We start from the raw sequence: 22252 nt of genomic DNA, 5'->3' as shown, positions 1-22252 counted from the left end.
CCGGCCCCGTCCGTGACGGACAGGAGCCGACCGCCGGCTTGGGGATGGGCCGACGGGCGGGCGGATGCCGGGAAGATGCACAGCGCCGTGAACGGCGTCCGTATTCCCTCCTCGGCTGTCACCTCTTAGGTCATCGCACAGTTCCGAAGAGCGTTACGCCCAATCTGCGTGGCCCGAGTCACACCCCGTAACCGCTCAAAGACGTGCAGATACGGGCAGAGGTGGTCGGCCGGCGACGCGACCGGCGCTCGGCCGATGACTCCCCACCCCGCCGCGCCGTGGAGCCCGGGCCGGCCCCGGGCGGCGGGGCCGGGAATCCTTGGCCGCCACCGGAGTCCGTGGTCGGGCGGCACACGGAACGGGGACACCCCGTGAGGGCGTCGCCCGCTCGGACCGGCGCTGCCGCCGGTCTCCGTCGGGCTCCGCCGGGTCCCGGAAGGATCCGACGGAGTCCGACGGCAGGTGACCGGCGATCCCGCGGTCGTCGACCGCGCGGGCCGGACGCCGCCGGCGAGGGTGCCCGCTCCTGGTCGCACTTCCCGCGGTACGGTCAGTGCTCGCGCGGCGCGGGCACCACGCGCTCGACCTCGGGGTGGACGGTGAGCAGTTGGCGCATGGCCCCCTCGGCGGCAGCGCCGTCTCCCGACGCCAGCGCGTCGACGATGCGTGCGTGCTGGGCCAGGGAGGCGTCGTTCGGCCGGTCGCAACCGGTGACCGGGCCCCCGGAGACCTGAAGCGCGGCCGAGACGATGCCCGAGAGATGCTCCAGCATGCGGTTGCCGGCGACCTGGATGAGCAGCGAGTGGAACTCCGTGTCGGCACGCGAGAAGGTCAGGGAGTCGCCCTGCCCCATGGCGTGTCCCATGATCTCGACCATGTCGCCGAGCCGCTGCTGCACCTCCTCACGGCCGTGGCCGGCGGCGAGGCGAGCGGCGAGCGGCTCGATGGTCCACCGCAGCTCACTGAGCTCACGGCGCTGGTCGTCGCGCTGCGGCCCGAAGGCCCGCCACTCGATGATGTCCGGGTCGAGGAGGTTCCAGTCGCTCACGGGGCGCACGCGCGTGCCGACGTTCGGGCGGGCGCTGACCAGGCCCTTGGCCTCCAGGACGCGCAGCGATTCACGGACGACGGTACGGGACACCTCGAAGCGCTGGCCGATCTCCTCGGGCACCAGCGGACGGTCCGCGCCCAGGTCGCCGGAGACGATCATCTGACCCAGTTGCTGGACGAGTTGGCCGTGCAGCCCGCGTCCGCGGCTGCCCGCGGCACGCCGGCCGACCCGGCCCAGTTCCGGGTCGGCGCCCTCCCACGAGGGTGTTCCGACGCGGTCGGCGACGGGCGCCTCCGCGTAGGGGTAGCGGTCGAGTTCGCCCGGTCCGGCCAGGCCGGAGTCTGCTGAGCGGGCGGCGGTCATCATGGTGTGCGCAAGGGTACTCACGGATCCTTTGTCGGCGCCCTCTCCAACTCCCTTGAGGTCTTTGGTGAAAAGCACACGAAAGGGTGATCGCTCACCCCGTCGCAATTGACGCCTTATCGGAAAGAAATGGGCGCTCTTCGAGGAAGTTGTGCACACAGGCAGAAAGGATGGGCACGGGAGGTGGTCATCGGAGCCTGCTGCGCAGGGTTGTGAGCAGATACGCGCAGAGCAGCCCGGTCAGGGACAAGCTCAGCGCGCCGCCCACCGGTTGAGCGAGCATGCGCGCCGCTACGGCGAGGCAGCGCCCCGCGCCGAAGGGCCACTGGAGCAGGGCGAGTTCCCGCATCCGCTCGTTGAACCCCGCCGCGGCCCGCACGGACGGCCCCTCCAGAACCTTCTGGACGAGGGGTACGACGAGGACGGGCACCGCGAGCACCGCGGCGAGCCCGGCGGTCGTGGACCGGAAGATGCCGGCGGCCAGCACCCCGGCCCAGGCGCACCCGACGACCAGCCCACCCCAACTCGCGCCGAGGGAGAGCCACTCTTCGGGAACCTGGGCGAGCTCCTGTCCGTAGACGAGATGGAGCGTCTCGAAGTCGCAGCCGACAGCGAGGACGGCCAGTGTCAGTGCCGTGACCCCGCTGACGAGGAGTTTCGCGGCGAGCAGCCCCAGGCGGCGGGGGACGGTCCCACGGTCCGCCGCCAGGGCCGGGTGGCGGAACTCGTCACCGAAGGCGATGGCGCCGAGCAGTCCCGCGCCGAGTGCGGCGGGCGGCAGCGGCAGCTCCAGCGGCCAGGCGGCCAGCAGGCGGGGCTGCGGGGTGTGTCCGATGCGGGCGAGGAGGACGGAGAGGACGACGGAGGCGACGAGTACGGCGGCCGCGATGAGGTAGCCCGTGCCGATCCCGGTGGCACGGCGCAGTTCGTAGCGCAGCGGGCGCAGGGGGCTGGGGGCGGACCGGACGCTGACGGGCGGCGGCAGCGGGGGCGGGCCGCCCCCCTTCAGCGCCTCGACCGGCGGGGAAGGGGCGGCGCCGGAGCCCGCGGTCGGCCCCATGTCGCCGACCTCGTCGGCAAGTTGGTGTACGAGAATGCCGTTCCGGAACGCGGTCTCTCCGACGTGGGCGCACGTACTGCCATACACCGTCAGCCGGTTGCCGTCCTCCTGGACGATCTCCATGGAGCGCTGCGCAGTCCTGGCTTCCCTGGCGAGCAGGGTGCCGAGCCGGGCGGCATGCGGACTGCGCACGGCCACGCGAGGACGCAGGCGGGTACGGGCGAAGTCGGCGGCGTCCTGATCGGCGACGACCCGGCCCTGATCGAGGGTGATGACACGGTCGGCGGTACGCGCGGCCTCCTTGGGGTCGGCCGTGGCGAGCAGAACGGTGCCGCCCTGGCCGGCGTGCGCACGCAGACTGTCGTGGAGCCAACGGCCCTCACGGGCGGAGAGGCCCTCGCCCGGGTCGTCGAGCACCAGCGTGTGCGGATCGGCGAGCAGGGCGCAGGCGAGTCCGAGGCGGCGGTCCATTCCGCGCGAGAGGACGCCCAGGCGCTCGTCGCGCAGGCTGACGAGTCCGACCGCTTCGAGAACTTCGTCGGCGCGGCGGACCGGCACGCCTGCCGCCGCGCACAGCATCCGCAGATGTCCGCGGACCGTGCGCGCCGGATGACCGGGGACATCCCCGAGGAGGACGCCCACTTCCCGGGAGGGGTGGGCGATTCGGTGCAGTGGACGGCCCCGGAAGTAGGTGACGCCGCGGCCCCTTTGAAGTTCGAGCATGAGTCTGAGCACCGTCGTCTTTCCCGCGCCGGGAACTCCGAGGAGCGCGGTGACGTGACCCGCGTGGGCTTCGAAGGACACGTCGTCGACGGCGGCCGGAAGGTCCTTGCGGGGATTGCTGGTCAGTCCGATCGCCTGGATCACTCAAAGCAAGATAGCGTGATATGTCCAATTTTTCGGGCACCTTGACGGCCTGTCAGGCATTGGCTCTCGTTTTGGCCCCGGAGCATGTCGCCTTCCGGCATGTCGCCTTCCGGCATGTCGTCTTCGGGCATGTCGTCGAGCGCCCGTGGTGCGACGGGCATCAGCCCGGTGGTCAGACCTCGGGGCGCAGCATCGGCGGATTGAGCAGCGTGGCGCCGCCCGCGCGGAAGAGCTGTGCCGGCCGGCCGCCCTGCCGGGTCGTCGTACCGCCCGTGGGGACGAGGAAGCCGGGTGTTCCGGTCACCTTGCGGTGGAAGTTGCGCGGATCCAGTGCCACGCCCCATACGGCCTCGTAGACCCGGCGCAGCTCGCCCACGGTGAACTCGGGCGGGCAGAAGGCGGTGGCCAGTGACGAGTACTCGATCTTGGAACGCGCGCGCTCGACTCCGTCCGCCAGGATCTGCGCGTGATCGAAGGCGAGCGGCGCCGCCTGCTCCCCGTCCCTGCCGTAGCCGCCCTGCTGCAGCAACTCCTCCACCGGCGCCCAGCGCGCGACGTTGGCGTCACCGCCGGCCCGTGGCGCGGGCAGGTCGGGGGCGAGCGCGAGATGGGCGACGCTGACCACCCTCATCCGCGGGTCGCGCTTCGGGTCGCCGTACGTGGCCAGCTGCTCCAGGTGGGCGCCATGGTCCTGCGCCGGTGCGGACGGGTCGTGGGTGTGCAGGCCCGTCTCCTCGGCCAGCTCGCGTGCGGCAGCCTGCGCGAGGTCCTCATCCGCCCGCACGAAGCCGCCGGGGAGTGCCCATCGGCCCTGAAAGGGCGGCTCACCCCTCCGCACCGCCAGCGCGCACAGGGCGTGGCGGCGCACGGTCAGCACGACCAGGTCCACGGTGACGGCGAAGGGCGGAAAGGCTGACGGGTCGTAGGGCATGCCGCGATCATAGTCGTCTTCCTGACGATAAACACTCCCTTCGAGGACCGCTTCGACGGCTGATCCACTTCTGTCCGGTACTTGTCTCATCGGCGGCCACCACCCACGGTCCTGTGACACGTCATTCCAGGTCACACCCCCAGCTACAGCCCGTCGGCCGCCTCCTCCACGGGGAAGGGCAGGGTGGCCTCGGTGCCCGTGCAGTCCGGCGGGAGGCGCGCGCCCGGGTCTCGCCGGGGACCGGGAATCATTCCCCAGCGGAGGCCGGGACCGCCCCGTTGGGTGCGGGCCAGGATCCGCAGGGTGCCCGCGGCGAGCCGGGTGCCGAGCGGCAACGTCATCCGGGCCGCCGCCAAGGACTCGGCGGGCGCCGGTCCGCGGCGCCACGGTGCTCCCGCCGCGAGGTGGGCGTCCGAGGGCGGCGCGGGGTCGCGCAGGAGGAGGGCCGGGAGGTCCTCGACACACGTGCGCAGCGGTGGCTGCACCCTGGGGTCGTCTGGGCAGGGGCATGAGGCGGCCTCCTCTGCGCTCGGCACGCCATGGGCTCACCCGGTGCCGGGTGAGCGGCTCCGGAGGGTCGCGAGCGATGCGGCGGCGCGGCCCGAGCACGGGTCCGCCCCTCAGATGAACGGAACGGGCCTGGCCGGGGTCACGCCTGTGGGAGGGGAAGCCGACCGAACGGCGGTGGGGCGGGGAGCCGGACAGGCTCATGTGCCTTCCTCTCCGATGCGTCCGAGCGGGCCGCGGTGGGCCGTCGATCGGCTGGTCGCGGAGTCTGCCGCTCGCCGTGGCCCGCCGCCACCGGTTGCGGTGTCGCCAGGTCGACGTTTGCGGGCTTCGGCCGCGCCGGAGGAACGGCGGGGCGGTCGGCTGCCGCCCACCGAACGCGTCCTGCGGTGCCGACGGGACGCAGCGGTGGCACGAGGGCGCCCCGCCGAGGCCGCGACCTGTGCCGAGTCAGGTGGCCGGGCCTCGCCATGGCCCGGGGTCGAGCCGCTCGCCCCTTCCCCCGCGCCGCCCGCTTCCTTGCCCGCGCGGCCAGCTCGCTCGGCGCGCAGACAGCGGCGGACGGTCTCCGGGTCCAGGCCCTCGTTGCAGGCCTGGTGCAGAAGGCGCGCGAACAGGTAGTCGGGGTCGGCGCCCAGGGCCATGGCTAGGGCTTCGCGGGCCTCGACCTCGTCACCGGTCGACCAGGCGACCCATCCCGCGAGCGTGAGCGGAGCGGCGGCGTGCTCGGCGTAGGAGCCGACGCACCGGCGGGCCAGGGCGCGCCACAGCCTCAGTGCCGCGGCGGCCTCCGGGCCTTCCATCCACTCGGCGGCGCGGTCGCGGGTAGTGCGGTCCTGCAGACCGAGGATCAGGGCCGCGGCCTCGTCGTGTCCGAGCAGTTCGTCGTCGCGACGGTCCGCGGCCTGCGTGCCGGACACCGGAGGCGCATCAGCGAGTCGTCCCATGGCCCGCTCGGCCAGCCCGAGTGTCTCGGCGGCGACGTCCTCGCGGGAGCCGCCGTCCAGGATCCTCGGGACCAGCGTCAGACTCGCGGTGTCCAACGCGACCTCCTGGTCCAGCGCGGCCGCTGTCTCGCGGGGGCTCAGCCTGGCCCTGAACTCCTTGAGGCTGCCGCGGATCTGAAGGCCCGCATAGGTAGCGGCGGCGGCCAGGACGGAGGTGCCGGGCAGACCCATCGGCCGACCCTCGGGCGGACAGCAGCCCGTGCTCGGGCAGCAGTACGACCAGAAGCGGCCGTCGGAGATGCACAGGGCCTCCACCACGGGAACGTCGAGGCTGCCGCAGGCCATGCGCAGCGACTGAGCGAGCGGCCGGAGGCGCTCCATCACATCCCGTCCCGTCTCGCCGCTCGCCGGTTCCTGGACAAGGTAGGCGACCATGTTCTCCGGCCGGGCACCTCTGCGCTCGCTGCCGGTCACCAGGCCCCTTGCCAATTGCTGGGCCGCGGACGACCAGTCATCGGGGTGGGTGGGGATACCGAGCCGTGCGCGTCCACCGAACCTCCCCCGCTTCTCCTGGTCGTGCAGCGCGACCAGCACGATGCTGTCCTCGGGGCGATACCCGAGCAGATACGGCAGTGCGTCGGCCAGCTCGGCCGGGGTGCGCAGCGTGACCTGGGTCTCGCCGGAGAGTCCCGGCCCGTGACCCTGGTACGCGGTGGGTTCGCCGCCGTGTGCGGATCCGCCCATGTCACCGATGCCGGAGGAGCCGGCCGCTTCGTCGTGGTTCGTCATGCCGCGACCATCTCGCGGATCTTGGAGTTCCGCTTGGGCTGTGGATAACCCCGGCCATGAGCACGCCAGGAGTTCTCCACAGGACACGGGGCTCGTTCGCGCGATGTCCGGCCGATCGGCTTGCATGGGCCCATGACCAACACAGCGTCCGGTGGCACGGCCCCCAGCCTGGAGATGATCAGGATGTTCCCGACCGACGAAGCCCTGCGACCAGCCTCCGATGGTCACCCGGTCCGGGTCGCCTCCGAACGCGGCGATTTTGCGCCGGAGCCACCTCAGCAGCGCCACGGTGTCCATGACACCCCGGTTGCCGGAGGCGCCGTGCCCAGACTCGGCGCTCAGCTCGGGCTGGGCGAGGTCGCCGAAGGCACCGACGCGATGGTCAAAGGTGACCACGACCGCACACCAGCTCCCTCCCCCTGGACGGGGGCGGGCTCCCCATGTGGTCGTCGATCACCGAGCAGAGAGCCGAACAGAGAGTTGTGCACGCCGAGTGCGGCGGCTGACCGGGCAGGCCGAGGGCGCGCTCAAGGGCGCGCGCCACTCTCGGTCGCTATGCCGCCCAAGGTCATCCGCGCCTTGCGGCAGGCCATCGCGCAGGGCCGCGACCTGGGACGCAGCCGCACCGGCCGGCGGCACCGGCAAGGTGGCCTGACCCGGTCACACCAGGCGGGAGGGGACGACGGCACAGCCGACGTGGCCTGGCCCGCTGCCGCCGTCGTCCGGTGCGGGCTCGCCGGATTTCGTCAGCCGTTCGCCGGGCCGGCCGACCGCGTCCAAACGTTCAGCCGCAGGTTCAGGTCCTGCCGGGGGCTGGTTGCGCGCGCCCACCCCAGCAGGGCGACGAGATCGGTCGCACCCACAGGACGGGCAAGCTCAGCCTGCCGTGGCGAGGACCAGGGGAAGGACCTGTTCACTGCCTGCCTGGCGGAGGAGGCGGGCAGCGACGGCGAGGGTCCAGCCGGAGTCGGTGTAGTCGTCCACGAGCAGGACGGGGCCGGGAGAGCGGGCCAGCGCACCAGCCAGCTCCTCGGAGACGGTGAAGGCGCCGGACAGCGCCTTGAGGCGTTGGGCGGAGTTGCTGCGGCGTGCCGTGTGTGCGCCGCCCGGCCCGGTGTACGTCAGGGTGCCCAGAAGAGGGAGGCGGCCGACGGTCGCGATTCCCTCGGCGAGCGAACCGACCAACCGCGGGCGGACCAAGGACGGCACAGCGACGACAGCCACCGGCCGGGCAGAGACGTCCGGGCCACTCGACGCCCAACCGCCCGGAGAGCGTGCCCAATCAGCGAGGACCGTCACCGCGGCCCGCAGGACATCGTCGGGTACCGGCCCATCAGGCGCGTTCTCGGCCAACAGCGGGCGCAGTCGGTTGCCCCAGCCGATGTCCGAGAGCCGTCCCAGGGCGCGCCCGGTGGAGCACTGATCCTTGGCCGGGATACGTCCCTTGAGGTCGATGCCCAATGCGGGCATTCCCGTCGGCCACATCCGACGCGGCTCGACCTCCACCCCCGGGCGGTCCAGTTCCTTCGCCGCCCCCGTCAGCGTCTCCGCCGAGACGGAGGAGTCGGCCCAGGCTCCCGCGCAGTTGTCGCAGCGGCCGCACGGGGTGGCCCCCTCGTCGTCCAACTGCCGGCGCAGGAACTCCATCCGGCACTGGGACGTGTTCACGTAATCGCGCATGGCCTGCTGCTCGGCCACCCGCTGCCGCGCCACCCATGCATAGCGCTCAGCGTCGTACACCCACTCGGCGCCGGTGGCCGTCCAGCCGCCCTTCACCCGCTTGACCGCGCCGTCGACGTCCAGCACCTTCAGCATCGTCTCCAGACGGGTGCGCCGAAGATCCACCGATGCCTCCAGGGCCGGCACGGACAGCGGCCGTCCCGCACCGGCGAGGGCCGAGAGGGTCTGTCGAACCTGCGCCTCGGGCGGGAAGGCGGTATCGGCGAAGTAGCGCCAGATGGCCTCGTCCTCCTTGCCCGGCAGCAGCAGCACATCGGCGTGGGCCACCCCGCGACCCGCACGCCCCACCTGCTGGTAGTAGGCGATCGGCGAGGACGGCGAACCGAGGTGCACCACGAAGCCCAGGTCCGGCTTGTCGAAGCCCATGCCCAGCGCCGAAGTCGCGACCAGCGCCTTGACCCGGTTCTCCAGCAGGTCGACCTCGGCCTGCAGCCGGTCAGCGTTCTCCGTGCGCCCCGTATAGGAGGCCACCCGGAAGCCGCGCTGCCGCAGGAAGGCGGTGGCCTCCTCGGCCGCGGCCACCGTCAGCGCGTAGATGATCCCGGAGCCCGGCAGCTCCTCCAGATGCTCGGCAAGCCAAGCCAGGCGGTGCGCGGCGTCCGGCAACCGGACCACACCCAGCCGCAGACTCTCGCGCTCGAGCGGGCCCCGCAGCACCAGGGCCTCGCCGGCACCGGTACCCAACTGCTCGGCCACATCCGCAGTGACGCGCGCGTTGGCGGTCGCAGTGGTGGCGAGCACCGGCACGCCGGGGGCAAGGTCGGCCAGCATCGCCCGCAGTCGGCGGTAGTCGGGGCGGAAGTCGTGACCCCAGTCGGAGATGCAGTGCGCCTCGTCGACCACGAGCAGACCGGTCGTGGCCGCAAGCTTGGGCAGGACCTGATCGCGAAAATCGATGGAATTCAGACGTTCCGGGCTTACGAGGAGAACATCCGTCTCGCCCCGCTCGACCTCCTCATAGATGGCGTCCCACTCCTCAGGATTGGCAGAGTTGATCGTGCGCGCCCGGATACCGGCCCGCGCCGCCGACTCGACCTGGTTGCGCATGAGCGCCAGCAGCGGCGAGACGATCACCGTGGGGCCGGAGCCACGTCGACGCAGGAGAGCGGTGGCGACGAAGTACACCGCCGACTTGCCCCAGCCGGTGCGCTGCACGACCAGTGCACGCCGGCGCTCCTTCACCAGAGCCGCCACCGCCTGCCACTGATCCTCCCGCAACCGCGCCGGACCCCCCGGGGCACCGACGAGCTCGGCGAGGATGGCATCGGCTTCAGCGCGGAGCCCCAGATCGTCCATGCCCCCCATGCAACCCGATGACAAGGACAATTGGCCACTTCACCCCACGTGACACCCAGCTCACAAACGGTCCGCCTGCCGGACACCGATCCAGGACGACCAGGGCAGAGCGCTCGGCCAGGCCATCCTCGGTCGACGTGTGTACGCAGGTCAGGGCTCCAGCCGCGCCTGGAATTCGAATGCCTTCCCAGCTCTGCGGCCCCGAGCGGCTCGACGACCCCGACTTCCGCGACCGGTCTGCCCGTGGGGACGCGACCGAGACGGGCTGGACATCGGCGGTGGCCGCGCGCATGCTGCGACGGGCGGGGGCGGAGGGGGTGTTGCCGCTGGTCCTCGCCGTGCAGGCGTGACCCGCCTCTTCTCCGGGAAGACATGAGGCAGATATGCGGCAGGGGATATAGGCCACACATCACCAGAAACAGGCCGGTGGCCCCAATTGCTCGTTGCCGCATTCCAGTTCGAAGGGAAGAATTGAGGTCCGCTTCCCGCACGGCTCGTCCGTGATCCGGTAGGGCTCTGCTGCGGCGTGCGCCACCCCCCAAGTCCGACCCCGCCCGCAGTGTGGGCGCGTAGCCGAAGGGAGGACCGTGACCTTCGGATTCGCTCCGTCCTCGGCGGCATCCAGGTCGGCCTCCGCCGAACTGTCCGCCGCCTCCGCCAATCCCCTGACCCGGATGCTCGAGCCCGCGGAATGGGCAGCCGCGGGAATTCCGCTGCTGCGCGACCCCCGCGAAGTCGTCAGCGGGCTGCATGCCCGGCACCGGCCACGGCCCTCCACGGCGGTGGTGGCCGTACTGGATCCGGACGAACGGCTGCGTGCCAGCGCGTCGTTCACCCGGCGTCCCGCGCCGGCGGACGGATGGGTGTTCCGCAACGCGTTGCTCGACCAGTTGCGCCGGGTCATCCCGCACGACCTGCGGCGCCGGACGCCCGTGCGAACGGCCGTGCTGCTCTACTGCCGTGAGGGCGACGCACATTGGACGGAGGAGGACGGGGCGTGGATGTGGGGCCTGCGTGACGCGTGCACACTGCACGGGCTGCGCTGCGGCGCGTACATCACACTGACGCATGACGGCTGGCAGGTCCTCGGCGAGGGCCGAGGTGGGCGCCGTCCGAACGCGGACTCGCCGCCGGAGGCGTTCGGGCTGGCGGGAGGTCCGCCTCCGCTGCCGCGCACCGGGGGCGTCGCCTCGGAGGTGCTGCGCCGGGCCGCCGCCCGCTGAGCGACAGGCCGCGCTCCGGCGACGTACGCGACCACTCCGGACGACCGGGCGCCGAGATGCGGCCGTAGGACATCTCACAGCGAACGCCGCCTGTCCAACCGCCGGGCAGGCCGAGAGAACCGCGGCGCAGGCATCCGAGGGAACCGCGGCGCAGGCATCCGAGGGAACCGCGACGCAGGCATCCGAGGGGACCGCGGCGCAGGCATCCGAGGGGACCGCCGACCAGGCGCCCCGAAGGGAGTGCGCGGCCAGGCGCCCGAGGGGCGATGCCCCTGCGGCGCCCCGAATTCCTGTCACGAACATGCCATGCATACGGGCCGGGTCCCGCCAGTGGAAACGCATGGCGAGGCCACCGCCGTACAGGTGCCACCGGCGCGGCACCTCACCGACGACCAACCGCCCCGGCCGAAGTGGGAACCGGAACCGGCCGACAGGCTCCAGACCCCAGCCCGGGGCAGGGGACGTGAGCGAACCGGACCGGGTCCCGGACCGCTCAGACGCCCGCGCCCAGCACCGAGTTGATCTGCTTCGGGTCGCCGCAGACGATCAACAGGGCACCCGCCCGGCCGAGCGCCAGCGGAAGCGTGGCGGCGACGGAGGCGTCGGTGCCGCCGTTCACAACGACCACGACCACCGGACGGGCGGCGGCACGGGACACGACGGAGGCGTCGGCGTAGAACACGTCGTCACCGGCGTCGTGCTGCGCCCAGTACGCGGCCTCGCCGAAGGAGAGCTCGTGCGCGGCCCACGGGTGCGGCTCGCCGGTGGTGATCACCAGCACGTCACCGGGGGCGCGGCCGGACTCCAGCAGGAGGTCGACGGCTTCCTCGGCGGCGTCCAGCGCACCCTCGACCGAAGCGGGGATCAGCTGGAGCTGCGGAGTGGCGGCGGGAGCGGACGGACCGGGCTTGGCCACGGCCGGCTCGCGCGAGCTGCGCTGGGCCGGCATCGGCCGGACGGGCCCCGGACGGCCTGGGCGCGCCGGCGCCGCGGGGCGGGGTCCGGGTACAGGGCGGGGGGTCGGAGCGGTGCGGCCGCCGGCCGGAGTGGCGCGGGGACCCTGGGCACTCTCGTGAATCTGAGGCTCCTCGGGAATGAGAGGCATGAACTGATGTTAATCAAACGCCGATGCGACACGCGTCGGCGGGTGGCACATGAGTGCGATCGGAACCGGTCAGAAGTCGAAGCCGAGCTGGCCCTCGATCTCCGACACGTTTCCGTCCGCCCAGATGCGGACCTTCTTGAGGTGCCGCCACTGGGGCAGCGCATCAAGATACGCCCACGACAAGCGGTGGTACGGGGTGGGGCCCCGCTCCTCCAGCGCGGCCCTGTGCACGGGCGAGGGATACCCGGCGTTGGCCGCAAAACCGAAGTCTGCATGGTCGATACCCAGTTCGGCCATCATTTTGTCGCGGTGAACCTTGGCGATCACCGAAGCCGCCGCCACCACCACGCACGACTCGTCGCCCTTGATCACCGTACGGACCCTCCAGGGCGCCCCGAGGTAGTCGTGCTTCCCGTCGAGGATGATCGCGTCCGGACGGACGGGCAGCGCCTCCAGGGCCCGTATCGCCGCGAGCCTGAGCGCGGCCGTCATCCCCAGGTCGTCGATCTCCTCGGGGGAGGCATGACCGAGGGCGTACGCCGTCACCCACTTCTCCAGCACCTTGGCGAGCGCGGTGCGCCGCTTGACGGTCAACAGCTTGGAGTCGGTGAGACCCTCGGGCGGCCGGCGAAGGCCGGTGACCGCCGCGCAGACGGTGACGGGGCCGGCCCACGCGCCGCGCCCCACCTCGTCGACACCGGCGATGACCTTCGCTCCGGTCGTCGCGCGAAGGGAGCGCTCGACGGTGTGAGTAGGTGGTTCGTACGGCATGGCGCCCTTAGCCTACGCCGCCGGGATCCGCGTGCGACACCCCGGTTCCCGGAGTGCGGGCGCACCTGCCGGCGCACCGTCGGCGAGCACGGTCACCGGTCCGCCGCGGCCTCGCCCGAACGACATCCGGAGAGCCGGATCAGCCCTGCTGCGGCCGCAGCAGCGGGACCATCAACTGGTCGATCATCTCCTCGATGTCCTGCTCACTCCATTCGCTGCCGCACATCTTTGAGCGGTACATCATCATCGCCGGAATGGCATCGAAGACATATCCGTTGGCGGCGTCGGGCCGGACCTCTCCCCGCTTGATTCCGCGATCGATGACCTCCCGCAGTAGCCTGACGGTCGGCTCCACGACCCCTCCGTAGATCACGCCGTGAAAGCGTTCGACCTGCATGGGGTCGCATTCGTGAATCACCGATCGGACCGCGAACCCTGGGCGTGAGTACATCGCCTCGCGCGCCTGACGGCACAGCGCCAGAAGGTCCTCGCGCACACTCCCGAGGTCGGGTGCCTGGTCGAACCGTGGCAGTCCGGCCTGGAGCGCGTCCGCGACGAGGTCCTCCTTGGACTGCCAGCGGCGGTAGACCGCGGCCTTGCCTGTCTGGGCGCCGGCGGCGACACCTTCCATCGTGAGGCCGCTCCAGCCGACCGTACTGAGCTGTTCCAGCGTGGCGTCGAGGATCGCGCGCTCGAGCACAGCACCACGTCGTCGGAGAGAGGCCGACTGAGCGGAGGCGGCCGTCCAGGACGAAGTACCCATCTATGTATCTCCGTTGAGCATTCGGAAGCGGGGATTCCGGGGAAGGGCGAGCAGTTGAGCGGCGCAACACGGCAAGGACTCAGTGAACGCTTGCGTTCACTGACGGGGACTCATTACGGTTTGACGCGAGAGTGAACGCAAGCGTTCACTAACGCACTCGTGGGGGGACCCAAACGTGACAACCTCTCCATTGATCCAGGACCGGAAGCCGAAAGCGGCCCGCCGGGAGGGACATCCCGGCATCGCGCTCACCGTCATCGCGGCCTGCCAACTCATGGTGGTACTCGACGCGACGATTGTGAACATCGCGCTCCCGCACATTCAAGCCGCGCTGAAGTTCAGCACGACCGACCTGACGTGGGTGGTCAGCGCATACACCCTCACCTTCGGTGGCCTGCTGCTTCTCGGTGGCAGGGCCGGTGACATCCTCGGTCGACGCCGTGTCTTCATGACGGGCATCCTGCTGTTCACCTTCGCCTCGCTGCTCGGCGGACTCGCCCAGGAACCCTGGCAGTTGCTCGCCGCGCGCGCCCTGCAGGGCATGGGTGGCGCGATCGCATCGCCCACGTCGCTCGCGCTCATCACCACCACGTTCCCCGAAGGGCCGGCCCGGAACCGGGCGTTCGCCGTCTTCGCCGCGGTCTCGGCCGGTGGCGGCGCGATAGGTCTGCTGACCGGCGGCATGCTCACGGAGTGGCTCGACTGGCGCTGGGTCCTCTTCGTCAACGTGCCGATCGGCGTCCTGATCGCGGCGCTCACCCCCAGGTACATCAACGAGTCCGAACGTCATCCCGGCCGCTTCGACATCGCGGGCGCGCTCACCTCGACGGCCGGCATGGCGCTGCTGGTGTACGGCTTCATCCGCGCCGCCGAGGACGGCTGGCGCGACAGCCTCACGATCGGGTCCTTCGGCGCCGCGCTGGCGCTGCTGCTGGCGTTCGCCTTCGTCGAGTCGCGGGCCCGGGAGCCGATCACTCCGCTGAGGATGTTCGCCGACCGCAACCGCTCGGGCACATACGTGATCATGCTGAGCCTGGCCGCGGCGATGTTCGGCATGTTCTTCTACATCGTGCTCTTCGTGCAGAACGTGCTGGGGTACACGCCGATCTCGTCCGGGGTCGCCTTCCTGCCGGTCACGGTGGCGATCGTGATCGGCGCCGGTCTGTCGCAGCGGTTCCTGCCGGTGCTCGGTCCCAAGCCGTTCATGCTGACCGGCGCGACGCTCGTGGCAACCGGGCTCGGCTGGCTGACGTTCATCAGCCCGGACAGCTCGTACGTCGGGGGAGTGCTCGGCCCGATGCTGCTCTTCGGCTTCGGGATGGGCCTGAACTTCGTGACGCTGACCCTGACCGCGGTCTCGGGCGTCGCCCAGCACGAGGCGGGTGCGGCCTCGGGCCTGCTCAACGCCACACAGCAGGTGGGCGGTTCGCTCGGCCTGTCCATCCTGACCACGGTCTTCGGGACGGCGAGCCGGGACGAGGCCGCCAAGCAGGTGCCGAAGTTCCTGGCGAACGGAACGGCCGAGCAGAAGGCGCAGTTCGCCAGGACGCACCAGTTGCCGGCTCCCTGGGGGCACGAGCTGCTGGCGCACGGCATCTCCACGGCGTTCGTCCCCGCCGCCGCGATGGCGGTCCTCGCCCTGGTCACGGCCGCGGTGGTCATCCGGGTACGCAAGAGCGATCTGGAGGCCCTGGCCGGCGCCACGGGACCGGCCGGCGGCTGAGGTTCCCCCGCCGCCCCCGGTCCACCGGCCTGGGGCAGGGGCCCGCGACGACCGGACGGCGCCCGAGGAACGACGGCGAGGGCGCCGGTCCGGCCGTCCGGCGCAGGACCCACCACGCCCGGAGGTCCCTCCACGATCAACAACCGGGGGTGTGTCACCAACCTCCCGGCCGAGTACATCTAGGCCGATGACGGCGCCCAGTCCGGGAGCGGCTCCGTCCGGGCCAGCCACTCCCCCGGCGGCGTCCCCGCCTTCCCGGAGGCGACTACTCCGCCGACGATGGCGCAGGTCGTGTCCACATCCCCGCCCACCTGCGCGGTCGTCCAGAAGGCCCGCTCGTAGTCACCGAGGGAGCGCGCGGCGGACCACAGCGCGAACGGCACCGTGTCGTGCGCCGTCGTACGCCGCCCACAGCCGAGGACGGCGGCGACGGTCGTCGCGTCGTCGTAGTCGAGCATGTCCCGGGCGCGCCGCAGCCCCGCTCCCACGGCGCTCTTCGGTACGAGCGCGACGACCCCGTCGAGCAGGGCCTCGGGGCTCGGCGGCCCCGCGGGATCGGCCGCGAGAGCGGCCGCAGCGGCGACGGCCATGGCTCCGACCACGGCCTCGCGGTGCTGGTGGGTGGGGTAAGCGGAGATCTCCGCCTGATGGGTGGCCTGCTCGGGATCGTCGGCGTACCAGGCGCCCAGGGGCGCGATCCGCATCGCGGCGCCGTTGCCCCACGACCCGCGCCCGTTGAACAGGGCAGCGGCCAGGTCGCGCCAGTCGCCGCCCTCCCGTACGAGTCGGAGGAGGCGGTTGACGGCGGGGCCGTAGCCGCGGTCGAAGTCATGGTGCTCGGCGAAGGAGCGGGCCAGTTCGTCCTGGTCGATGCGCAGGTGCGCGGCCAGGACGGCCACGACGGAGCAGGCCATCTCCGTGTCGTCCGTCCACTGCCAGGGGGCAGGCGGCAGCTCACGCTGCTTGAGCAGCGGATAGTTCGCGGGGACGAAGAACTGTGAGCCCAGCGCGTCACCGACCGCCAGTCCGCGCAGGGCGGCCAGAGCGCGTTCCAGGCGCCCGCGGGGGGAGGAGTCAGCGGTCATCGCTATGCCACTCTATCCCGGTCACCCCGTACGGTCGCGGGTCGCGCCAGCGGTCGAACGGCCGGTCGAGTGCATACCTGCCGTCGTCCCCGAGAAGGAGCATGCGCGTCTCTCCGTTCCCGGGGTTCGAGAGCGATTCGAACTCCGCGACCGTCCAGTGGAACCAGCGCATGCAGAACAGCCGCATGGCCAGGCCATGGGTCACCAGGAGCACGTTCGGCGGATGGTCCGGGTCCTCGAAGCTCCGGAACAGGCTCTCCAGGAAGCCACCCACCCGGTCGTACACGTCCGCCCCGGACTCGCCCTGGGCGAAGCGGTAGAAGAAGTGCCCGTACGCGTCCCGGTACGCCTTCTGCAACCGTACGTCCTCCCGGTCCTGCCAGTTGCCCCAGTCCTGCTCGCGCAGCCGGGGTTCCTCGCGGACCCGGACGAGGTCGGGGTCCAGGTGGAAGGCGCGGAGCGTCTCGTGGGTGCGGCGGTACGGGGAGACGTACACGCTGACGCGCTCCCTGCCGAAGACCTCCCGCAGCCGCTTGCCCGTCTCCTCCGCCTGCTGCCATCCCCTCTCGGTGAGCGGCAGCGCGTGGTCGGGCTCGCGTTCATACACGGAGTCGTCGGCATTGCCCACCGACTCGCCGTGCCGGACAAGGACGATGCGCCGTGGTCGTGCCATGCCAAAACCCTAGATCGAGCGACGGCTGAACGGGCACTCCAGGGGCCTCTATAAAACGCAGGTCACACCGAGAGGGCGCTCACCGGCTGGGTCCGGTTCTCAAACTCGCGAATGCACTCGGTCACACCGTCCACGTCGGCTCGAGCTCGACGATGTCCCCCGTCAGCGCCGCGACGTCCGCCTCCGTCTGCGCCCTCAGAGCCAGGCGCTCCACGCGCTCCTCGCGGTACTTGCCGTGCTCCGCGGCCGACTGCCACATGGACAGGATCAGGTACTCGTGCCCCGGCGCCTCCCCGAACAGTCCGCGGATCATGCCCGGTGAGCCCGCCATGGCCGGGTTCCAGACCTTCTCCTGCATCAGCGCGAAGTGCTCGGCCCGCTCCTCGTGCACCCTGCAGTGCGCGACACGCACCAGATCGGCGTCCGTGAAGCGGGGCTCGAAGCCGGTCTTCACGTCGAAGCGGTAGTCGAAGAGCCTGACCTGCTGGTCCTTGAACGTGCCCGACTGCGACGCGGCCAGCCGGTCGTGGGAGCGCGCCATGAACGAGTCGTAGAAGGCGCGGCTCTCCCAGAACGCGAAGATGTGCGCCACACCGGGCCTTCCCCGGCTCCAGCCTCCGCCCTGTCCCCGGAAACCCGGCTCCCCCAGAAGCCCCGCCCACTTTCGCTGCCCCCGTTCGAAACCGCGGCGGTCGACCACGGTGCAGCGAATCCACTTGACCAGCACCGCGCCATCGTAAGGCCCCGTCACGTGGCGTCGGTCACGCTCCGGCGGAGTGCACCCGGGCGAGCGCCCCCGCGCACGAGGCACAATGGACAACTGGCCCTCGGTACTCGGGAGTTCACGTCACGGGTCATGACAACGGGGAGGGGATGTGTGATGAGCGGACTCAACAAGGGCATCCACAAGGTCGAGTTGGCGGTGAAGTGGGACCCCAGTCCCTCCGGCCTGCCGCCCACCGACCTCGACATCGTCGCCGCGACCTACCTGGCGACGGATCCCTACGGGGATCCCGCCTATGTCGTGTACTTCGACAGCCGTTCCCCCGACGGCACGATCTACCTCAACCGCGACAGCCTGGACGGCAAGGGTTTCGGCTGGGACGAGATCATGACGCTGGAGCTGAATCGGCTCGACAGCCGATACGCGCGCGTCGTGGCCGGCGTCGTCATCCAACAGCGCACCGGCCGCAAGACGTTCGTCGACGTGCTGAATCCGGCGGTGCGCCTGCGCGAGGGCTACACCGTGCTCGCCGAGGACGACTTCGCCGACGTCCTCGGCGCGACGGCGACGACGGTGGCCGAGTTCGTACGCGACTCCTCCGGCGAGTGGACGTTCCACCCGGGTCTGCACGGCCATGACACGGACCCGGACGGCTTCGTCCACATCATGGGCAGCCGCCACGGCTCCTGATCCCGTCCTCGGAAGAGCACCTGATACCCCGAAGGACCAACTGGAAGGCTCCGTCAGCGCCGAAGGGCGGCACGACCCGTGGCCGCACCGCCCTTCAGGGGGTCAGGTCAGCTGCACCCGCTGGTCGAGCCGCAGCCCTCGCAGATGTAGCAGGAGCCAGCCCGCTGCATCTTGGTGCCGCAGGAGAAGCACAGCGGGGCGTCCGCCTGGATGCCCAGCTGCATCTCCACCAGCTCGGCGCTGGTGTGTGCCTGCTTCGGGGCCGGCTTGGCCGCGGCGGCATCCGCCTTCGGCGTGGCGACCGCCTTCAGCTCCTGGGCACGCGGGGCCGACTGGGCCAGGCCCTCGACGTCGACCTCCTCCTCGGTGGGCTCGTACGAGCCGGTCTCCAGGTGACGCTGACGCTCCTCGGCGGAGTGGATGCCGAGCGCGGAGCGCGTCTCGAAGGGCAGGAAGTCCAGCGCCAGGCGGCGGAAGATGTAGTCGACGATCGACTGCGCCATCCGCACGTCCGGGTCGTCCGTCATACCGGCCGGCTCGAAGCGCATGTTCGTGAACTTCGAGACGTATGTCTCCAGCGGCACGCCGTACTGCAGACCCACCGACACGGCGATGGAGAAGGCGTCCATCATGCCCGCGAGGGTCGAGCCCTGCTTGGACATCTTCAGGAAGACCTCGCCGAGACCGTCGTCCGGGTAGGAGTTGGCGGTCATGTAACCCTCGGCGCCGCCGACGGTGAACGAGGTGGTGATGCCGGGGCGACCCTTCGGGAGGCGCTTGCGGACCGGGCGGTACTCGACGACCTTCTCGACCCTGGGCTCGGCGGCGGGCTCCTCGGCCTGCTTCTCCTCGGCCTCCTTCTTCTTGGCTGAGAGCGGCTGGCCCACCTTGCAGTTGTCCCGGTAGATCGCGAGGGCCTTGATGCCCAGCTTCCAGGCCTCGAAGTAGATCTCCTCGACCTCCTCGACGGTCGCCGACTCCGGCATGTTGACCGTCTTGGAGATGGCGCCGGAGATCCACGGCTGGATCGCGGCCATCATGCGGACGTGGCCCATCGGGGAGATGGCGCGCTCGCCCATGGCGCAGTCGAAGACCTCGTAGTGCTCCGGCTTGAGACCCGGCGCGTCGATCACATTGCCGTGCTCGGCGATGTGGGCGACGATCGCCTCGATCTGCTCCTCCTGGTAGCCGAGGCGGCGCAGGGCCTGCGGCACGGTGCCGTTGACGATCTGCATCGAGCCGCCGCCGACCAGCTTCTTGAACTTGACCAGCGCCAGGTCCGGCTCGACGCCCGTGGTGTCGCAGGACATCGCGAGACCGATGGTGCCGGTCGGCGCCAGGACGGACGCCTGGGAGTTGCGGAAGCCGTTCTTCTCGCCGAGGCGGACCACGTCCTGCCAGGCCTCCGTGGCGGCGGCCCACACCGGGGTGTCCAGGTCGTCCATGCGGACGGCCTTGGCGTTCGCATCGGCGTGCTGCTTCATGACACGCAGGTGCGGCTGCTCGTTGCGGGCGTAGCCGTCGTAGGGGCCGACGACCGCGGCCAGCTCGGCGGAGCGCTTGTACGCGGTGCCGGTCATCAGGGAGGTGATGGCGCCGGCCAGGGCACGGCCGCCGTCGGAGTCGTACGCGTGGCCGGTCGCCATGAGGAGGGCGCCGAGGTTGGCGTAACCGATGCCGAGCTGGCGGTAGGCGCGGGTGTTCTCGCCGATCTTCTGGGTCGGGAAGTCCGCGAAGCAGATCGAGATGTCCATCGCGGTGATGACCAGCTCGACGACCTTCGAGAAGCGCTCGACGTCGAAGGACTGGCTGCCCTTGCCATCGTCCTTCAGGAACTTCATCAGGTTCAGCGAGGCGAGGTTGCAGGACGTGTTGTCCAGGTGCATGTACTCGCTGCACGGGTTCGAACCGTTGATACGGCCGGACTCCGGGCACGTGTGCCAGTGGTTGATCGTGTCGTCGTACTGGATACCGGGGTCGGCGCAGGCCCAGGCGGCCTCGGCCATCTTGCGGAAGAGGGCCTTGGCGTCGACCTCCTCGATGACCTCACCGGTCATGCGAGCGCGCAGGCCGAAGTTCTCGCCGTTCTCGACGGCCGTCATGAAGGTGTCGTTGACGCGGACCGAGTTGTTGGCGTTCTGGTACTGGACGGAGGTGATGTCCTCGCCGCCGAGGTCCATGTCGAAGCCCGCGTCCCGGAGGGCACGGATCTTCTCCTCCTCCTTGACCTTGGTCTCGATGAAGTCCTCGACGTCCGGGTGGTCGACGTCCAGGATGACCATCTTGGCGGCGCGGCGGGTCGCGCCGCCCGACTTGATCGTTCCTGCGGAGGCGTCGGCGCCGCGCATGAAGGAGACCGGGCCGGAGGCATTGCCACCGGAGGACAGCAGCTCCTTGGAGGAGCGGATGCGGGAGAGGTTCAGGCCGGCGCCGGAGCCGCCCTTGAAGATCATGCCCTCTTCCTTGTACCAGTCGAGGATCGACTCCATGGAGTCGTCGACGGACAGGATGAAGCAGGCGGAGACCTGCTGGGGCTGCGGGGTGCCGACGTTGAACCAGACGGGGCTGTTGAAGCTGAAGATCTGGTGCAGGAGGGCGTACGCCAGTTCGTGTTCGAAGATCTCCGCGTCGGCGGGCGAGGCGAAGTACTTGTAGTCCTCACCGGCCTTCCGGTACGTCTTCACGATGCGGTCGATCAGCTGCTTGAGGCTGGTCTCGCGCTGCGGGGTGCCCACGGCACCGCGGAAGTACTTGCTGGTGACGATGTTGACCGCGTTCACCGACCAGAATTCGGGGAACTCGACGCCGCGCTGCTCGAAGTTGACCGAGCCGTCGCGCCAGTTGGTCATGACGACGTCACGGCGCGCCCACTCCACCTCGTCGTACGGGTGCACGCCGGGGGTCGTGTGGATGCGCTCGATACGCAGCCCCTTGGTCACCTTGGCGCCCTTCGCTCGGGAACCTCGTGCCGGACCGCTCGCCGTCTCTGTCATGCCGCCTCCCTGTACCGGGCAAAACGCCCTGAAGTGCCCTTTTCTTCCCATGGCACGGTGTTGTGTCTGCTTGTCACGCACCTCGCGCGCGAGCGCGCGTGACGGGTCTGTGTGCGCCGCCGACGGGGCCGGTCCGGGCCGGCCCGCCCGTCAGTCGGCGGCGATGGCGGGCACGGGGACGTCGACCGTCCCCCCGGACCCGCGATCGGTTCCCTGGCGCTCCGCGACAGCCTGCTCGTGGTCGTCGTCGTCCACGGCGGGGCGCCCCCGCTCCTGCTGCCTGAGTTCCGCGATGGCGGCTTCGAAGTCCTCCAACGAGTCGAACGCCCGGTAAACGGACGCGAACCGCAGGTACGCGACGAGGTCGAGCTCCTGCAAGGGGCCGAGTATGGCCAGACCCACGTCATGTGTGGTCAGCTCGGCGCTCCCGGTGGCCCGCACCGCCTCCTCGACCCGCTGGCCGAGTTGGGCGAGTGCGTCCTCGGTGACTGGTCGCCCCTGGCATGCCTTGCGCACGCCGTTGATGACCTTGGTACGACTGAAGGGCTCGGTGACTCCGGACCGCTTGACCACCATCAGCGAACACGTCTCCACGGTCGTGAAACGACGGGAGCAGTCGGGGCACTGGCGGCGCCTTCGGATGGCCGTGCCGTCGTCGGTCGTACGACTGTCGACGACGCGGCTGTCGGGGTGCCTGCAGAAGGGGCAGTGCATGGCTCCAACCCTCCTTTTCAGCACGACTCATAGACCTCACGAGCCCCATGGGCCCCTCGAAGCAGCCCCAAGCATAGGCGATCTCCTGAGCCGCGAAGACCGGGGGGACCACAACTTCTGGGCCGCTGCTTCAATCCAACCACTACATGTAGCGATTGGCTCGTACATTCGGGGAACGACACGCGGGTCGGGCACGGATTGGCACATGCCGCACGGCCATACCCATCAGGGCCATGC

The 22252-nt window shown here is 70.6% G+C and carries 17 protein-coding genes and 2 pseudogenes; 4 read left to right on the top strand and 15 right to left on the bottom strand.

Annotated elements, in window-relative coordinates; translation table 11 throughout:
* Window positions 1–550: 550 nt before the first annotated feature.
* From ASC56_RS27995 to ASC56_RS27970, 7 genes and pseudogenes are all read right to left on the bottom strand, one after another.
* A complete protein-coding gene (locus ASC56_RS27995) occupies window positions 551–1438 on the bottom strand; it encodes a FadR/GntR family transcriptional regulator (protein ID WP_055494351.1) in 888 nt (295 codons plus the stop codon).
* Between the two features lie 163 nt (window positions 1439–1601).
* Window positions 1602–3341 (bottom strand): ATP-binding cassette domain-containing protein, encoded by a 1740-nt coding sequence (locus tag ASC56_RS27990; protein WP_055494350.1) that lies wholly within the window; start codon window positions 3339–3341, stop codon window positions 1602–1604.
* A 172-nt stretch (window positions 3342–3513) separates the two neighbouring features.
* Window positions 3514–4272: an NUDIX domain-containing protein gene (locus ASC56_RS27985; protein WP_055494349.1), complete on the bottom strand. Its 759-nt coding sequence runs from the start codon at window positions 4270–4272 to the stop codon at window positions 3514–3516.
* A 167-nt stretch (window positions 4273–4439) separates the two neighbouring features.
* Window positions 4440–4769, bottom strand: a pseudogene (locus ASC56_RS27980) (glycogen debranching protein); the annotation flags it as partial.
* 210 nt (window positions 4770–4979) lie between these two features.
* Window positions 4980–6515, bottom strand: coding sequence for a DUF4192 domain-containing protein (locus ASC56_RS27975; RefSeq protein WP_055494347.1), 1536 nt, complete (start codon window positions 6513–6515; stop codon window positions 4980–4982).
* A gap of 213 nt (window positions 6516–6728) precedes the next feature.
* Window positions 6729–6911, bottom strand: a pseudogene (locus ASC56_RS43200) (carboxylesterase family protein); the annotation flags it as partial.
* Between the two features lie 480 nt (window positions 6912–7391).
* On the bottom strand, window positions 7392–9551 hold the full coding sequence (locus ASC56_RS27970) for a RecQ family ATP-dependent DNA helicase (RefSeq protein WP_079102742.1): 2160 nt from the start codon (window positions 9549–9551) through the stop codon (window positions 7392–7394).
* Window positions 9552–9730: 179 nt separating this feature from the next.
* Between ASC56_RS27970 and ASC56_RS40730 the strand changes: the two genes are divergently transcribed.
* Window positions 9731–9901 (top strand): hypothetical protein, encoded by a 171-nt coding sequence (locus tag ASC56_RS40730; protein WP_159039709.1) that lies wholly within the window; start codon window positions 9731–9733, stop codon window positions 9899–9901.
* Between the two features lie 237 nt (window positions 9902–10138).
* The gene (locus ASC56_RS27965) at window positions 10139–10774 is read left to right on the top strand and encodes a hypothetical protein (RefSeq protein WP_055494345.1); all 636 of its coding nucleotides are present in this window, start codon (window positions 10139–10141) and stop codon (window positions 10772–10774) included.
* 493 nt (window positions 10775–11267) lie between these two features.
* On the opposite strand, the gene ASC56_RS27960 is transcribed toward ASC56_RS27965, so the two are convergent.
* The 3 genes from ASC56_RS27960 to ASC56_RS27950 all read right to left on the bottom strand — a co-directional run bounded on the left by ASC56_RS27960 (window position 11268) and on the right by ASC56_RS27950 (window position 13413).
* On the bottom strand, window positions 11268–11879 hold the full coding sequence (locus ASC56_RS27960) for a hypothetical protein (RefSeq protein ID WP_079102741.1): 612 nt from the start codon (window positions 11877–11879) through the stop codon (window positions 11268–11270).
* A gap of 69 nt (window positions 11880–11948) precedes the next feature.
* On the bottom strand, window positions 11949–12650 hold the full coding sequence (locus ASC56_RS27955) for a ribonuclease HII (RefSeq protein WP_055494343.1): 702 nt from the start codon (window positions 12648–12650) through the stop codon (window positions 11949–11951).
* Between the two features lie 139 nt (window positions 12651–12789).
* Window positions 12790–13413: a TetR/AcrR family transcriptional regulator gene (locus tag ASC56_RS27950; RefSeq protein ID WP_079102740.1), complete on the bottom strand. Its 624-nt coding sequence runs from the start codon at window positions 13411–13413 to the stop codon at window positions 12790–12792.
* A 175-nt stretch (window positions 13414–13588) separates the two neighbouring features.
* On the opposite strand from ASC56_RS27950, the gene ASC56_RS27945 reads away from it, so the two are divergent.
* Complete coding sequence (locus ASC56_RS27945) at window positions 13589–15136, top strand: MFS transporter (RefSeq protein WP_055494341.1); 1548 nt, start codon at window positions 13589–13591, stop codon at window positions 15134–15136.
* Window positions 15137–15315: 179 nt separating this feature from the next.
* On the opposite strand, the gene ASC56_RS27940 is transcribed toward ASC56_RS27945, so the two are convergent.
* From ASC56_RS27940 to ASC56_RS27930, 3 genes are all read right to left on the bottom strand, one after another.
* Complete coding sequence (locus tag ASC56_RS27940; RefSeq protein ID WP_055494340.1) at window positions 15316–16221, bottom strand: ADP-ribosylglycohydrolase family protein; 906 nt, start codon at window positions 16219–16221, stop codon at window positions 15316–15318.
* Window positions 16211–16894 (bottom strand): histidine phosphatase family protein, encoded by a 684-nt coding sequence (locus tag ASC56_RS27935; protein ID WP_055494339.1) that lies wholly within the window; start codon window positions 16892–16894, stop codon window positions 16211–16213. The genes ASC56_RS27940 and ASC56_RS27935 overlap by 11 nt, the downstream gene beginning before the upstream one ends.
* Before the next feature lie 121 nt (window positions 16895–17015).
* Window positions 17016–17621 carry a YdbC family protein gene (locus ASC56_RS27930; protein ID WP_055494338.1) on the bottom strand — a complete coding sequence of 202 codons (606 nt, stop codon included), beginning with the start codon at window positions 17619–17621 and terminating at the stop codon, window positions 17016–17018.
* Between the two features lie 153 nt (window positions 17622–17774).
* Here ASC56_RS27930 and ASC56_RS27925 point away from each other — a divergent pair, with 153 nt between their 5' ends.
* Window positions 17775–18308 (top strand): TerD family protein, encoded by a 534-nt coding sequence (locus ASC56_RS27925; RefSeq protein WP_055494337.1) that lies wholly within the window; start codon window positions 17775–17777, stop codon window positions 18306–18308.
* Window positions 18309–18415: 107 nt separating this feature from the next.
* Here ASC56_RS27925 and ASC56_RS27920 read toward each other — a convergent pair whose 3' ends face one another.
* Complete coding sequence (locus tag ASC56_RS27920) at window positions 18416–21301, bottom strand: vitamin B12-dependent ribonucleotide reductase (RefSeq protein ID WP_055494336.1); 2886 nt, start codon at window positions 21299–21301, stop codon at window positions 18416–18418.
* Between the two features lie 150 nt (window positions 21302–21451).
* On the bottom strand, window positions 21452–22015 hold the full coding sequence (nrdR, locus tag ASC56_RS27915; RefSeq protein WP_055494335.1) for a transcriptional regulator NrdR: 564 nt from the start codon (window positions 22013–22015) through the stop codon (window positions 21452–21454).
* Window positions 22016–22252 lie beyond the last annotated feature (237 nt).

Origin of the sequence: Streptomyces sp. TP-A0356 (assembly GCF_001417775.1) — a bacterium.
In the GTDB taxonomy this organism is placed as follows: Bacteria; Actinomycetota; Actinomycetes; order Streptomycetales; family Streptomycetaceae; genus Streptomyces.
This window is presented reverse-complemented; position numbering and strand designations above follow the sequence as displayed.